The organism is Streptomyces sp. NPDC059169, from assembly GCF_042755225.1.
Lineage (GTDB): Bacteria > Actinomycetota > Actinomycetes > Streptomycetales > Streptomycetaceae > Streptomyces.
In genome coordinates this window covers 532,166-545,342 of sequence record NZ_JBHZCF010000001.1, presented here as the reverse complement: position 1 = coordinate 545,342, position 13,177 = coordinate 532,166, and the positions used below count along the sequence as shown (strand labels likewise).

The following is a 13,177-nucleotide window of genomic DNA, read 5'->3' as shown; positions in this document are numbered from 1 at the left end:
AAGATCCATCCGAAGACGTACTGCAACGCGAAAAGAGTCCCCCAGTGGCTGCCGCCCGCCTCGTCGTCCTGGTCTCCGGATCCGGAACCAATCTCCAGGCGCTGCTCGACGCCATCAGCGAGGATCCGCACGGTTTCGGCGCCGAGATCGTCGCCGTCGGCGCCGACCGCGACGGCATCGCCGGTCTCGACCGGGCCCGTGGCGCTGGGATCCCGACCTTCGTCCGCCGGGTCAAGGACTACGCGACCCGTGAGGAGTGGGACCGCGCGTTGGCCGAGGCCACCGCCGACCACGCGCCGGACCTCGTCGTCTCGGCCGGTTTCATGAAGATCGTCGGCAAGGACTTCCTCGCCCGGTTCGGCGGCCGGTTCGTCAACACGCACCCCGCCCTGCTGCCCAGCTTTCCCGGTGCCCACGGAGTGCGCGACGCGCTCGCGTACGGGGTCAGGGTCACCGGATGCACCGTCCACTTCGTCGACGACGGCGTCGACACCGGCCCGATCATCGCCCAGGGCGTGGTCGAGGTGCGGGACGAGGACGATGAAGCCGCTCTGCACGAGCGCATCAAGGAAGTCGAGCGTCAGCTGCTCGTCGATGTCGTGGGGCGTCTGGCCCGCAACGGCTACCGCATTGAGGGACGAAAGGTAGTTATCCCGTGACCGAGACCGCCGAAACCATGCAGCGGCCCATCCGGCGCGCGCTGGTCAGCGTCTACGACAAGACCGGCTTGGAGGACCTGGCGCGCGGCCTGCACGAGGCCGGCGTGGAACTCGTGTCGACGGGGTCGACCGCCGGGCGCATCGCCGCTGCCGGCGTCCCGGTCACCAAGGTCGAGGAGCTCACCGGCTTCCCCGAGTGCCTGGACGGCCGCGTCAAGACGCTGCACCCCCGCGTGCACGCGGGCATCCTCGCCGACCTGCGCCTCGAAGCGCACCGCGAGCAGCTCGCCGAGCTCGGCGTCGAGCCGTTCGACCTGGTGGTGGTGAACCTCTACCCGTTCCGGGAGACCGTCGCTTCCGGTGCGAATCCCGACGAGTGCGTCGAGCAGATCGACATCGGCGGCCCCTCGATGGTCCGGGCAGCCGCCAAGAACCACCCGTCCGTGGCGGTGGTCACCAGTCCCGACCGTTACGCCGACGTCCTCACCGCCGTCGCGGGCGGCGGTTTCGACCTGACCGCGCGCAAGCGGCTCGCCGCCGAGGCCTTCCAGCACACCGCCGCCTACGACGTCGCCGTCGCCTCGTGGTTCGCGTCCTCGTACGCCCCCGTGGACGAGGGCCGCCTCCCGGACTTCCTCGGCGCGACGTACGAGCGCTCCAGCGTGCTGCGCTACGGCGAGAACCCGCACCAGGAAGCGGCGCTCTACGTCACGGAGCAGGGCGGCGGACTCGCCCAGGCCGAGCAGTTGCACGGCAAGGAAATGTCGTTCAACAACTACACGGACACGGAGGCCGCTCGCCGGGCGGCGTACGACCACGCCGAGCCGTGCGTCGCGATCATCAAGCACGCCAACCCGTGCGGCATCGCCGTCGGCACCGATGTCGCCGAGGCCCACCGGAAGGCGCACGCCTGTGACCCGCTGTCCGCGTTCGGCGGGGTGATCGCCGTCAACCGTCCGGTCTCCGTGGCGATGGCCGAGCAGGTCGCCGAGATCTTCACCGAGGTCATCGTGGCCCCCGGCTACGAGGACGGCGCTGTCGAGGTGCTGGCCCGCAAGAAGAACATCCGGGTGCTGCGTTGCCCCGAGGCACCTTCGGCCCCGGTCGAGCTCAAGCCGATCGACGGCGGTGCTCTGCTCCAGGTCACCGACCGTCTCCAGGCGGACGGCGACGACCCGGCGCACTGGACGCTCGCCACCGGTGAGCCGCTGCCTGCCGACGAGTTGGCCGAGCTGGCGTTCGCCTGGAAGGCGTGCCGGGCGGTCAAGTCGAACGCGATCCTCCTCGCGCGGGGCGGCGCCTCGGTCGGCGTCGGCATGGGTCAGGTCAACCGCGTCGACTCCGCGAAGCTCGCGGTCGAGCGGGCGGGCAAGGAGCGTGCGGAGGGTGCGTACGCCGCCTCCGACGCGTTCTTCCCCTTCCCTGACGGCCTGGAGATCCTGACGGCGGCGGGCGTCAAGGCCGTGGTCCAGCCGGGCGGTTCGGTCCGTGACGAGCTGGTGGTGGAGGCCGCCCGGAAGGCGGGCGTGACGATGTACTTCACGGGGACGCGCCACTTCTTCCACTGATCCGTATGCTCCGCCGCGCCGGACTGTTTTCCCGCCTGGCGGGGCCAGGCGGGCTGGAGCGCCTTTCCCCACGGTCCGGGGGGTTGCACTCTCGGTTGCAGGCTCTCGGCCCCGCAGTCTGATCGCACCGCTTCCCCGGCGTGCGCCGCCTCGGAAGGCGCCCGCCGGGAGGCGCTGGCACGGCGAAGGCCGCCTTCCCCGCACTGCGGGGAAGGCGGCCTTCGGCCTTGGCGGGCTTACTTCTTGATGACCAGGGTGCCGGCCGCGCGGTCGTGCCAGCCCTGGAGCTTCCCGGAGTTGTCGAAGAAGGGCGACAGGTACACCAGGAGCATGCCGATGAAGCAGACGATCGAGCCGACCATGGGGATGATCCACCGGATGAAGCCGCCACCGATGCCGGGGACCCGTCCGGTGTTCTCCTTGACGACCTTCAGGCCCAGCGCGAGCTTGCCGACCGTGGCGCCCAGGAACGAGATCATCAGCCACTCGTACAGCAGGGACGCCAGGAAGAAGAGGGCGAGGACGGCCAGGAAGGTGCCGACCACGCCGGCCGCAGCCGCCGTGTTGTCGTCCATGCACTGCTGGAAGTCGGCCGCCGCGGGGTCACATTGCTTGGTGGTCTCCGACAGCCCGACGGTGCCGGCGAGGCCTATGAACCCGAAGATCAGGTACAGCACGTACAGCAGAACGCCGTCGATCAGTCGCGCTGCGAAACGGCGGCCCATCGAAGCGACCTGGACGGTGCCGAGTTCGGGCACGTTGATGTAGCCGTTGTTGGCCTGGAGCGTCCCCGGGGCCTGGGGGTACGCGCCGTGGGGCGGCTGGCCCGGCTGCTGCGGGTAGCCGTAGCCCTGGGGCGGGACGCCCTGGGGGGCCTGCTGCGGATAGCCGTAGCCGGGCTGGCCCTGCGGGGGCTGCTGAGGCTGCTGCCCGTACGGGTTGTTCGGGTCGCCGAAGCTCATCTGGGGTTTTCCTCCGTTGTATCGCGGGGACGACGCGGCCGCGCGGAGGAAAGCATGGAAATGTTACGTGATGACCGCCCCCCGGCACTGCCTGCGGCACTGCGCGGTTCATGGTCATAAACGGGACGTAAGTTTGTCCAGCCGGTATCGAGATGTGTTGTGCAAGTGCAACCTCGGTCATGTTCGTGCACGACTCGGCGGAGGCCTGGCGGCGGCCCGAATTGGAACCGGAGAGGGTTCATCCGCGAGGATGGGGCCATGACCGCCCAGATTCTCGATGGCAAGGCCACCGCAGCCGCGATCAAGTCCGAACTGACCGCCCGCGTGGCGGCGCTCAAGGCCAGGGGCGTGACGCCCGGCCTCGGGACCCTGCTGGTCGGCGACGACGTCGGCAGCCAGAAGTACGTCGCGGGCAAGCACCGCGACTGCGCGCAGGTGGGGATCGCCTCCATCCAGCGCGAACTGCCGGCGACCGCCACGCAGGACGACATCGAGGCGGTCGTGCGTGAGCTCAACGCCAACCCCGAGTGCACCGGCTACATCGTGCAGTTGCCGCTGCCCAAGGGCATCGACGAGAACAGGGTGCTGGAGCTGATCGACCCGGCGAAGGACGCGGACGGGCTGCACCCCATGAACCTCGGCCGGCTCGTGCTGAACGAGCCCGCGCCGCTGCCCTGCACCCCCGCAGGGGTGATCCGGTTGCTGCGCCAGTACGGCGTCGAGCTGAACGGCGCGCACGTCGTCGTGGTCGGCCGCGGCACCACCATCGGACGCTCACTGCCGCTGATGCTGACTCGGCGCTCGGAGAACGCGACGGTGACGCAGTGTCACACGGGCACCCGTGACCTCTCGTCCCACCTGCGCCAGGCCGACATCATCGTCGCCGCGGCGGGCTCCGCCCATCTCGTCCGGCCGGAGGACGTGAAGCCGGGCGCGGCGGTGCTCGACGTCGGCGTCAGCCGCGACGGCAATGGCAAGATCGTCGGTGACGTCCACCCGGACGTCGCCGAGGTGGCCGGGTGGCTCTCCCCGAACCCGGGTGGCGTCGGTCCGATGACCCGGGCCCTGCTCCTCGTGAACGTCGTCGAGGCTGCCGAGCTGTCGGCGGCGGGTTGATCCGTCATGGGCACCACGGACGACAACCAGGAACGGCTGCCCGCCGCGGGTGACGTCCCCGTGTCGGCGGCCGGCACCGGCCCGGACGCGGCGACCGGCGAAGCGAACGGCAAGCCCCCCGCCGAACAGCACGCCCCCGGGCGCGCCGCCGGCAGGTCCCGGCGCCCTCCGGCCGTGACGCGGGACACCGCGCGGCCCGAGGGCGGCGGACGTGCCGCGCCGGGAGACGCGCCGGCCCCCGCCCGGCAGTGGCCCCTGTTGACCGTGTTGGGGCTGGCTGCGCTCGGTCTGCTGGTCGTGGCCACCGATCCGTTCGCGCAGGCCTTCCGGATCGGCATGATGCTGGTCGGCGCCGCACTTCTCACCGGCGCGGGACTGCGCCGGTGGATGCCCTCGGTGGGCATGCTGGCGGTGCGTTCGCGCTTCACCGACATGGTCACCTACGGCCTGCTCGGCCTGGCGATCGTGTTGCTCGCCCTCATGATCCAGCCGCGGCCCTGGCTGGAGATCCCGTTCCTCGAGGACGCGGTCCACTTCACCGTGCGGTAACCGCGCGGCAGTAGGGCGCCTCGTGGTTCGAGCACGGCCCGACGAGCGCGTGCGACGACCCGCACCCCTTCGGTCCTTCGGGGTGCGGGTCGTCGCCGTTCGGGGGACACCGCCCGGTACGGCAGTGGCCTTCCAGCTCCCGGTCCCGGGCGCGTCGAAGCCGGCGGGCGCCCGGGGTCGCGGTGCGGGAGAGCTCCGCCGAGCCGCGGAGGCGCCACGTCCCCGGACGGCAGTGCGGGACGGGAGGGCGTGCCCGTGTCCGGCTGAACGCGTGCGTCTGCGGGAACCGCTACGGGACGCCCTGCGGTGCGGCCGGGGCGAGGGCGGGCCGAACAGGGGGAGGTCGCCGAGCCGACCGTCTCCGGTGGCCGTGTCCACCGCGAGGTCGCGGGACAGGAGGGCGTCGCCGCCACCGTGCGACGCCCGTGGCCGTGGCGAAGGAGCCCTCCGGCCCGGGGCGCTCTGGCGGTGGTGTTCGACGACCGTCGGGCGTACCCGGGGGCTTCGTCGCGCGACGACGCCCGTCCTCACCCTCGTGGGAAGTCGGGCGTCGTCCCGTGGTGAAGGGCCGTGCGCGGGTCACGGCCCTTCAGGGGGCGCCCGGGGCCGGTAGTGCGGAAGTGACGGTTCCGCCATGGTGTGATCGTCGGGCAACGGATGCGAGACTGGTGCGGGCTTCGGTTCACGGCGTGCTCGGGGGTGTATGCCAATGTCCCGAATGCCCCCGTGCGCCCCCGCGTCAGGAACTGTCATCCTGGCTCCGCGCATCCCTGCGGGTAGTTCGTGCGACGGCGCCGGAGGGAGTGGCAGGGGGCACCACAGCGCGGGGCACATCAGGCACGTTTTGGGGGGACAAGGGGGAGCAATGCCTCGTTGGAAGGCGCTACCAGAGGAACTCGACCCGCAGGTGAAGGAGTTCACGAGCCAGCTGCGGCGGCTCGTGGACCGCAGCGGGCTGAGCATCAACGCCGTGGCGGACCGCACCGGCTACAGCAAGACGTCGTGGGAGCGCTATCTGAACGGGCGGCTGCTCGCCCCCAAGCGCGCGATCATGGCTCTCGGCGAGGTGACGGGCACCAACACGGTTCACCTCACCACGATGTGGGAGCTCGCGGAGCGCGCCTGGAGTCGTTCGGAGATGCGCCACGACATGACCATGGAGGCGATCCGGATATCCCAGGCGCGGGCCGCGCTGGGGGAATTCGGACCCACGCCCCCGGGTGCGGGCGGTGTGCGCTCCGGCGGGGTGACGACGGCTCCGCCCGGTGTGGGAGGCGGTGTGGACGGCCAGCCGTACGTTCCCGCGCAGGACGGCGGTCGTGGCGGTCATCGTGCCGGTGCGTCGGCCCGTGCGGGCGCCCCCGCCCAGGGTCGTGGCCGCCGCAAGGCCGTGATGTTCGTCGCAGGCGTCGTGGGTGCGCTGCTGGTGGTCGCGGCGGCCATCGCCCTCACCGATCTCGGTGGCGGCAGCGACGACGACACCGGCGGCAAGGCCGTTGCCCAGTCGCCGTCCGCCCCGCCGACCAGCAGTGCACCGGAGCTGCCCGTCGGAGTGAAGTGCTCCGGTGCGGACTGCACCGGCCAGGATCCCGAGAGCATGGGGTGCGGCGGGCAGTTCGCCACGACCGCGGCCCGCGCGACCGTCGGCCGGACCGTCGTCGAGGTGCGCTACAGCAAGACCTGCTCCGCTGCCTGGGCGAGGATCACCGAGGCGAAGACGGGGGACAAGGTCCAGATAAGCGCTGCGGACGCGGAGCAGAACGGGCTGGTGAGCGCCGACAAGGATGCGTACACGCCGATGGTCGCCGTGGCAGCCGAGTCCGAGGCCAAGGCGTGCGCGACGCTCGCCACGGGCCTCAAGGGGTGCACCACGGCGCAGTGAGGGCGCTCAGTGGAACGACTGCGCGCTCCAGTGAGCCGCACCACAAGGGTCCGGCGGTGCGTGGGCCCTGGGGTCCGATAGCCTGACCGCTGGATATCTCTTCACGTCGAGAGATCGATCACTACGGTGGAGATATCCAGCACCAGGGGCAGGGACCCCCACCGCCAGCTGTCTTACGGAGATCGCCATGACCCGCACTCCCGTGAATGTCACCGTCACCGGCGCGGCCGGCCAGATCGGCTACGCGCTGCTCTTCCGCATCGCCTCGGGCCACCTGCTCGGCGCGGACGTGCCGGTCAAGCTCCGCCTGCTGGAGATCCCGCAGGGCCTGAAGGCCGCGGAGGGCACCGCCATGGAGCTCGACGACTGCGCCTTCCCGCTGCTGCGGGGCATCGAGATCACCGACGACCCGAACGTCGCCTTCGACGGTGCCAACGTCGCCCTGCTCGTGGGCGCCCGCCCCCGTACCAAGGGCATGGAGCGCGGCGACCTGCTGGAGGCCAACGGCGGCATCTTCAAGCCGCAGGGCAAGGCCATCAACGACCACGCCGCGGACGACATCAAGGTCCTCGTCGTCGGCAACCCGGCCAACACCAACGCCCTCATCGCCCAGGCCGCCGCCCCGGACGTACCGGCCGAGCGCTTCACCGCGATGACCCGCCTCGACCACAACCGTGCGATCTCGCAGCTGGCCGCCAAGACCGGTGCCGCCGTCTCCGACATCAAGCGCCTCACCATCTGGGGCAACCACTCCGCGACCCAGTACCCGGACGTCTTCCACGCGGAGATCGCGGGCAAGAACGCCGCCGAGGTCGTCAACGACCAGGAGTGGCTGGCCGACACCTTCATCCCGACCGTCGCCAAGCGGGGCGCCGCGATCATCGAGGCCCGCGGTGCCTCGTCGGCCGCGTCGGCGGCGAACGCCGCGATCGACCACGTGCACACGTGGGTCAACGGCACCGCCGAGGGTGACTGGACCTCGATGGGCATCCCGTCGGACGGCTCCTACGGCGTCCCGGAGGGCCTGATCTCCTCCTTCCCCGTCACCTGCAAGGACGGCGCGTACGAGATCGTCCAGGGGCTGGACATCAACGAGTTCTCCCGCACTCGGATCGACGCCTCGGTCGCCGAGCTGGCGGAGGAGCGCGACGCGGTCCGCGGTCTCGGCCTGATCTAGGAGGAGCGGCGCGCACCGGCGCGCAGAGCTGTTGTGGGGCACCACCCTGGGTGGTGCCCCATCGTTGTTTTTCCCTGCTCCGCCCTCCGTGTGCCCCGCGTGCGGTCCGCCGGGACCCGTGGGTGTGCCCGCCGTCCGCCCGGTCCACGTTCCGTCCGCGCGATGACCTGAACCTGTTCGCGGCACATCGTGTTGTGAAGCTACACCTTGATGTAGTACTACTTATACATGAGCGAGCAGGTGCACAACAGGCTGGCCGTCGTCAGGGCTGAGCGGAATGTGACCCGTCAGCAATTGGCCGAGGCAGTGGGCGTCCACTACCAGACCATCGGCTACATCGAGCGGGGGCAGTACAACCCGAGCCTCGACCTGGCGTTGAAGGTCGCCCGGCACTTCGGGCTCCCGGTGGAGGCGTTGTTCTCCCTGGAGCCGTTCCAGCCGCTCACCGACGAGGTGTACGGGAGGACGTCATGACGGGGACGACGGCGCGCGCGGGCGCGGCGACGCGCTACGACCGCTGGATGCACGGGCTGATGAACCGGCGGGAGGGGGACGCGCTGCACGCGACCGTGAGCCGGCGACGGGCCTTCGTCGGCGGGCACATCGCCCTCACCGCCGCCGCCGTGGCGGCCTGGCTCGGGGCCGTGGTCGGTGACCGGCTCTGGTGTGCCTACGCGCTGGCCGTACTCGTGCTGCCGTGGTGCATCGCCATGGGTGTCATCAACGCCTCGACCCGGGGGCTGCTCGAACTGCGAGCCCGGGTGCTCGACGAGCGCCAGCTCGCCGAGCGCGCGGCCGTACGGGCCAGGGCGCACACGCTGACCACCTGGCTGGTCTCCGGGGCGACCGTCGGTGCCGGGGCGATAGCCTGGGTCGGGGACGTGGCCACGGACGTCACGCTCTTCACCGTGCTCTTCGTCGTCCTGATCGTCCACTGGACGATGCCCCGCTGGGTGGCGGGCCTGTCCGTCCGCGACGAACCCGCGGACGACCCCGGAATCGAGTGACGCGCATTACTTCCGGCCATGCATCGTGCATGCTTTCCGCCCTTAGGGGCAGGCGACCCGTCCACCAGTCCAAGCTGGTGAAGGACATAACGGGAACGGAAGGCAAAACGCGACGTGTCGGCAGAACTGACCATCCACGTGGCCGGAGAATGGCGCAAAGCCGCCTCCGGGGCCACGCGCGAGATCCTCGACCCCGCTGACGCCACGCCCTTCGCGGTCGTGGCGGAAGGCGGGGCCGAGGACACCGACGCCGCGATCGCCGCAGCGCGAGCCGCGTTCGACCGGGGGGAGTGGCCCCGCACACCGGTGACCGAGCGTGCCGCGCTGCTGCGGCGCGTCGCCGGGCTGCTCCAGCGGGACCGCGAGGAGCTCGGACTCCTCGAGAGCCGCGACGCGGGCAAGACCGTCGAGGAAGGGCGTGTCGACGTCGACTGCGTCGCGGACGCCTTCCGCTACTTCGCCGACCTCGTCATGGGCGAGCACGGCCGCGTCGTCGACGCCGGGTCGCCCGACATCCACAGCGTGGTCGTCCACGAGCCCGTCGGGGTGTGCGGCCTCATCACGCCCTGGAACTACCCCCTGCTCCAGGCCAGCTGGAAGATCGCCCCCGCGCTGGCCGCGGGCAACACGTTCGTGATCAAGCCCAGCGAGATCACCCCGCTGACCACCGTCGCCCTCATCCGGCTCCTCTCCGAGGCCGGTCTGCCGGACGGCGTAGCCAACATCGTCACCGGCGCCGGCGACCCGGTGGGCGCTCGCCTCGCCGAGCACCCGGACGTCGACCTCGTCTCCTTCACCGGTGGACTCGCCAGCGGTACGAAGGTCATGCGCGCCGCCGCGGAAAGCGTCAAGAAGGTCGCACTGGAACTCGGCGGCAAGAACCCCAACGTGGTGTTCGCGGACGCCTGCACCACCGACGAGGGCTTCGACACCGCCGTCGACCAGGCGCTGAACGCCGCCTTCATCCACAGTGGCCAGGTCTGCTCCGCCGGCTCCCGGCTCATCATCGAGGAGTCGCTGAGCGAGCGCTTCACGACGGAACTCGCCCGCCGCGCCGATCGGATCCGCCTCGGCCGCGGCACCGACGAGGGCGTCGAATGCGGCCCCCTCGTATCCGCCCAGCAGCTGGCGAGGACCGAGGACTACGTCGCCTCCGCGCTCGCCGAGGGTGCGCTGCTGCGAGCCGGTGGGCACCGGCCCGAGGGCCCCGGCTACTTCTACCGGCCGACCGTCCTCGACCGCTGCCACCGCGGGATGCGCGTCATCCGCGAGGAGGTCTTCGGCCCGGTGCTCACCGTCGAGACGTTCCGCACCGAGGACGAGGCCGTCGCACTCGCCAACGACACGGAGTACGGCCTCGCCGGCGCCGTGTGGAGCGGGGACCCGGGCCGTGCCCGGCGCGTCGCCGGCCGGCTGCGCCACGGGACCGTGTGGATCAACGACTTCCACCCCTATCTGCCGCAGGCGGAGTGGGGCGGCTTCGGCAAGTCCGGCATCGGCCGTGAGCTCGGCCCGGCGGGACTCGCCGAATACCGCGAGACCAAGCACATCTACCAGAACCTCGCCCCGCGCCCCGTGCGCTGGTTCGCAGGCTGAACAGGGTGAGGAAGGAACACAGGAACATGACCCAGTACGACTACGTCGTCGTCGGCGGCGGCACCGCAGGCTCGGTGATCGCTTCCCGGCTGACCCAGAACCCCGACGTCACCGTGGCCGTCATCGAGGGCGGTCCGACCGACGTGGACCGTGAGGACGTCCTCACGCTGCGTCGCTGGATGGGACTCCTCGGCGGGGAACTCGACTACGACTACCCCACCACCGAGCAGCCCCGGGGGAACTCCCACATCCGGCACAGCCGCGCCAAGGTGCTCGGCGGATGCTCGTCCCACAACACCCTCATCGCGTTCAAGCCGCTGCCGTCCGACTGGGACGAGTGGGCCGAGGCCGGAGCGACCGGTTGGGACGCCGCGGCCATGGACCCGTACTACTACCGGCTGCTGAACCACATCGTGCCGGTCGACGAGGCCGACCGTAACGCCATCGCCCGCGACTTCGTCGACGCGGCCCAGGCCGCGCTCGGCGTGCCGCGCGTCGAAGGATTCAACAAGAAGCCGTTCCACGAGGGCGTCGGCTTCTTCGACCTCGCGTACCACCCGGAGGACAACAAGCGTTCCTCGGCGTCCGTCGCCTACCTGCACCCGGTGATGGACAAGCGTCCGAACCTCACGCTGATGCTGGAGACCTGGGCCCACCGGCTGGAGCTGGAGGGGACCAGGGCGCGCGGCGTGCACGTGCGCACGAAGGACGGCGAGGAACTGTTCGTCGAGGCGCGGCGTGAAGTCCTCGTCTGCGCGGGCGCGGTGGACACCCCGCGGCTGCTGATGCACTCCGGTATCGGTCCGAAGGCGGACCTGGAGAAGCTCGGCATCCCCGTCGTGCACGACCTGCCGGGCATCGGGGAGAACCTCCTCGACCACCCCGAGTCGGTCATCGTCTGGGAGACGAACGGACCCATACCGGAGAACTCCGCGATGGACTCCGATGCCGGGCTGTTCGTCCGGAGGGACCCCGAGGAGCGGGGCCCCGACCTGATGTTCCACTTCTACCAGATCCCGTTCACGGACAATCCGGAGCGGCTCGGCTACGAACGCCCGCCGCACGGCGTGTCGATGACGCCCAACATCCCCAAGCCGCGCAGCCGCGGTCGGCTGTACCTCACCAGCGCTGACCCCGAGGTCAAGCCGGCGCTGGACTTCCGCTACTTCACGGACGAGGACGACTACGACGGCCGCACGCTCGTTGACGGCATCCGCATCGCCCGGGAGATCGCGAAGGCCGAACCGCTGGCCGGCTGGCTGAAGCGGGAGGTGTGCCCGGGACCCGAGGTCACCGGTGACGAGGAGCTCAGCGAGTACGCGCGCAAGGTGGCGCACACCGTGTACCACCCCGCGGGCACCTGCCGCATGGGTGCCGAATCCGATGGCCAGGCCGTCGTCGGACCTGACCTGAAGATCAGGGGGCTGGACGGAATACGCATCGCCGATGCGTCCGTGTTCCCGACGATGCCCGCCGTCAACCCGATGATCGGGGTCCTGATGGTGGGGGAGAAATGTGCGGCGATGCTGACGGGAAGTGAGGCCCGATGACCACCGAAACGTCACCCTCGACCACGACTGCAGGTCACGATCCCGCCGGCGACACCCCGCCGGTGTTCGCGGTCCGCAACCTGTGGAAGGTCTTCGGGCCGCGGGCCGACAAGGTGCCCGGCTCGGCCGAACTCGCCGCCCTCAGCCCCGTCGAACTGCGGGAGCGCACCGGCTGTACCGCCGCCGTCCACGACGTCAGCTTCGACGTCCGCAAGGGCGAGGTCTTCGTCGTGATGGGCCTGTCCGGCTCCGGCAAGTCCACGCTGGTGCGCTGTCTGACACGGCTGATCGAGCCCACGTCCGGTTCGATCGAGATCGATGGCGAGGACGTGCTGTCGATGGACAAGGGCCGGCTGCGCGAGCTGCGTCGGCACCGCGCGGCGATGGTCTTCCAGCACTTCGGGTTGCTGCCCCACCGCACCGTGCTGGACAACGTCGCCTACGGGCTGGAGATCCAGGGCGCCGGCCGTGCCGAGCGGCGCGCCAAGGCCGCCGAAGTGGTCGCCAAGGTCGGCCTGGAAGGCATGGAAACACGACGTCCCGGTCAGCTCTCGGGCGGACAGCAGCAGCGCGTCGGACTCGCCAGGGCGCTCGCCGTCGACCCCGAAGTGCTGCTCTTCGACGAACCGTTCAGCGCGCTCGACCCGCTGATCCGCCGCGACATGCAGGAGGAGGTGATCCGGCTGCACCGGGAGGAGGGCCGCACGATGGTCTTCATCACCCACGACCTGAGCGAGGCGCTCCGCCTCGGCGACCGGATCGCGCTGATGCGTGACGGGCGGATCGTGCAGCTCGGCACCCCCGAGGAGATCGTCGGCTCGCCCGCCGACGACTACGTGCGCGACTTCGTCCGCGACGTGCCGCGCGAGCAGGTCATGACCGTCCGCACAGCCATGCGCCCCGCGGCGGCCGGCGAAGCCGAAGAGGGCCCCGCGGTCGCTCCGGACGTCACCGTTTCCGAGGCGATCGAAGCGGTCGCACGTTCCGGCGGCGCGGTGCGCGTCGTCGAGAACGGGCAGTGCCTCGGAGTGGCGGACCACGCGGCCCTCCTCGCGGTCGTCGCGGGCCTGCCGCGCGAGGAGGTGGCGGCATGACGAAGATCGGCATACCT

Annotated in this window: 12 protein-coding genes; 11 read left to right on the top strand and 1 reads right to left on the bottom strand. The window is 70.8% G+C overall.

What is annotated here, in order from left to right:
* Positions 1-44 precede the first annotated feature (44 nt).
* Both purN and purH read left to right on the top strand, forming a co-directional pair.
* Complete coding sequence (gene purN / locus ACFXOM_RS02440; RefSeq protein WP_384939173.1) at positions 45-659, top strand: phosphoribosylglycinamide formyltransferase; 615 nt, start codon at positions 45-47, stop codon at positions 657-659.
* Between the two features lie 17 nt (positions 660-676).
* Positions 677-2,227: a bifunctional phosphoribosylaminoimidazolecarboxamide formyltransferase/IMP cyclohydrolase gene (purH, locus tag ACFXOM_RS02435; protein WP_384939271.1), complete on the top strand. Its 1,551-nt coding sequence runs from the start codon at positions 677-679 to the stop codon at positions 2,225-2,227.
* A 236-nt stretch (positions 2,228-2,463) separates the two neighbouring features.
* On the opposite strand, the gene ACFXOM_RS02430 is transcribed toward purH, so the two are convergent.
* A complete protein-coding gene (locus ACFXOM_RS02430; RefSeq protein WP_384939171.1) occupies positions 2,464-3,189 on the bottom strand; it encodes an RDD family protein in 726 nt (241 codons plus the stop codon).
* 258 nt (positions 3,190-3,447) lie between these two features.
* Between ACFXOM_RS02430 and ACFXOM_RS02425 the strand changes: the two genes are divergently transcribed.
* The 9 genes from ACFXOM_RS02425 (at position 3,448) to ACFXOM_RS02385 (ending at position 13,160) form a co-directional block, all read left to right on the top strand.
* Positions 3,448-4,305 carry a bifunctional methylenetetrahydrofolate dehydrogenase/methenyltetrahydrofolate cyclohydrolase gene (locus tag ACFXOM_RS02425; RefSeq protein ID WP_384939169.1) on the top strand — a complete coding sequence of 286 codons (858 nt, stop codon included), beginning with the start codon at positions 3,448-3,450 and terminating at the stop codon, positions 4,303-4,305.
* Positions 4,306-4,311: 6 nt separating this feature from the next.
* Positions 4,312-4,854, top strand: a complete 543-nt coding sequence (locus ACFXOM_RS02420) for a DUF3017 domain-containing protein (RefSeq protein WP_384939167.1) — start codon at positions 4,312-4,314, stop codon at positions 4,852-4,854.
* 865 nt (positions 4,855-5,719) lie between these two features.
* Positions 5,720-6,736, top strand: a complete 1,017-nt coding sequence (locus ACFXOM_RS02415; RefSeq protein ID WP_384939165.1) for an XRE family transcriptional regulator — start codon at positions 5,720-5,722, stop codon at positions 6,734-6,736.
* A 187-nt stretch (positions 6,737-6,923) separates the two neighbouring features.
* On the top strand, positions 6,924-7,913 hold the full coding sequence (locus ACFXOM_RS02410; protein ID WP_384939163.1) for a malate dehydrogenase: 990 nt from the start codon (positions 6,924-6,926) through the stop codon (positions 7,911-7,913).
* A 228-nt stretch (positions 7,914-8,141) separates the two neighbouring features.
* Complete coding sequence (locus tag ACFXOM_RS02405; protein ID WP_384939161.1) at positions 8,142-8,387, top strand: helix-turn-helix transcriptional regulator; 246 nt, start codon at positions 8,142-8,144, stop codon at positions 8,385-8,387.
* Positions 8,384-8,920: a hypothetical protein gene (locus tag ACFXOM_RS02400; protein WP_384939160.1), complete on the top strand. Its 537-nt coding sequence runs from the start codon at positions 8,384-8,386 to the stop codon at positions 8,918-8,920. Before ACFXOM_RS02405 ends, ACFXOM_RS02400 begins: the two co-directional genes overlap by 4 nt.
* Before the next feature lie 114 nt (positions 8,921-9,034).
* A complete protein-coding gene (locus ACFXOM_RS02395; RefSeq protein WP_384943801.1) occupies positions 9,035-10,516 on the top strand; it encodes an aldehyde dehydrogenase family protein in 1,482 nt (493 codons plus the stop codon).
* 26 nt (positions 10,517-10,542) lie between these two features.
* The gene (locus ACFXOM_RS02390) at positions 10,543-12,066 is read left to right on the top strand and encodes a GMC family oxidoreductase (protein WP_384939156.1); all 1,524 of its coding nucleotides are present in this window, start codon (positions 10,543-10,545) and stop codon (positions 12,064-12,066) included.
* The gene (locus ACFXOM_RS02385; protein ID WP_384939154.1) at positions 12,063-13,160 is read left to right on the top strand and encodes a glycine betaine/L-proline ABC transporter ATP-binding protein; all 1,098 of its coding nucleotides are present in this window, start codon (positions 12,063-12,065) and stop codon (positions 13,158-13,160) included. Before ACFXOM_RS02390 ends, ACFXOM_RS02385 begins: the two co-directional genes overlap by 4 nt.
* The last annotated feature ends 17 nt before the right edge of the window (positions 13,161-13,177 follow it).

Excerpts from the sequence above, each read along its gene's own strand:
- purH (WP_384939271.1), top strand. The coding sequence starts at position 677 with ATGCAGCGGCCCATCCGGCGCGCGCTGGTCAGCGTCTACGACAAGACC.
- ACFXOM_RS02430 (WP_384939171.1), bottom strand. The coding sequence starts at position 3,189 with ATGAGCTTCGGCGACCCGAACAACCCGTACGGGCAGCAGCCTCAGCAG.
- ACFXOM_RS02425 (WP_384939169.1), top strand. The coding sequence starts at position 3,448 with ATGACCGCCCAGATTCTCGATGGCAAGGCCACCGCAGCCGCGATCAAG.
- ACFXOM_RS02420 (WP_384939167.1), top strand. The coding sequence starts at position 4,312 with ATGGGCACCACGGACGACAACCAGGAACGGCTGCCCGCCGCGGGTGAC.
- ACFXOM_RS02415 (WP_384939165.1), top strand. The coding sequence starts at position 5,720 with ATGCCTCGTTGGAAGGCGCTACCAGAGGAACTCGACCCGCAGGTGAAG.
- ACFXOM_RS02410 (WP_384939163.1), top strand. The coding sequence starts at position 6,924 with ATGACCCGCACTCCCGTGAATGTCACCGTCACCGGCGCGGCCGGCCAG.
- ACFXOM_RS02405 (WP_384939161.1), top strand. The coding sequence starts at position 8,142 with ATGAGCGAGCAGGTGCACAACAGGCTGGCCGTCGTCAGGGCTGAGCGG.
- ACFXOM_RS02400 (WP_384939160.1), top strand. The coding sequence starts at position 8,384 with ATGACGGGGACGACGGCGCGCGCGGGCGCGGCGACGCGCTACGACCGC.
- ACFXOM_RS02390 (WP_384939156.1), top strand. The coding sequence starts at position 10,543 with ATGACCCAGTACGACTACGTCGTCGTCGGCGGCGGCACCGCAGGCTCG.
- ACFXOM_RS02385 (WP_384939154.1), top strand. The coding sequence starts at position 12,063 with ATGACCACCGAAACGTCACCCTCGACCACGACTGCAGGTCACGATCCC.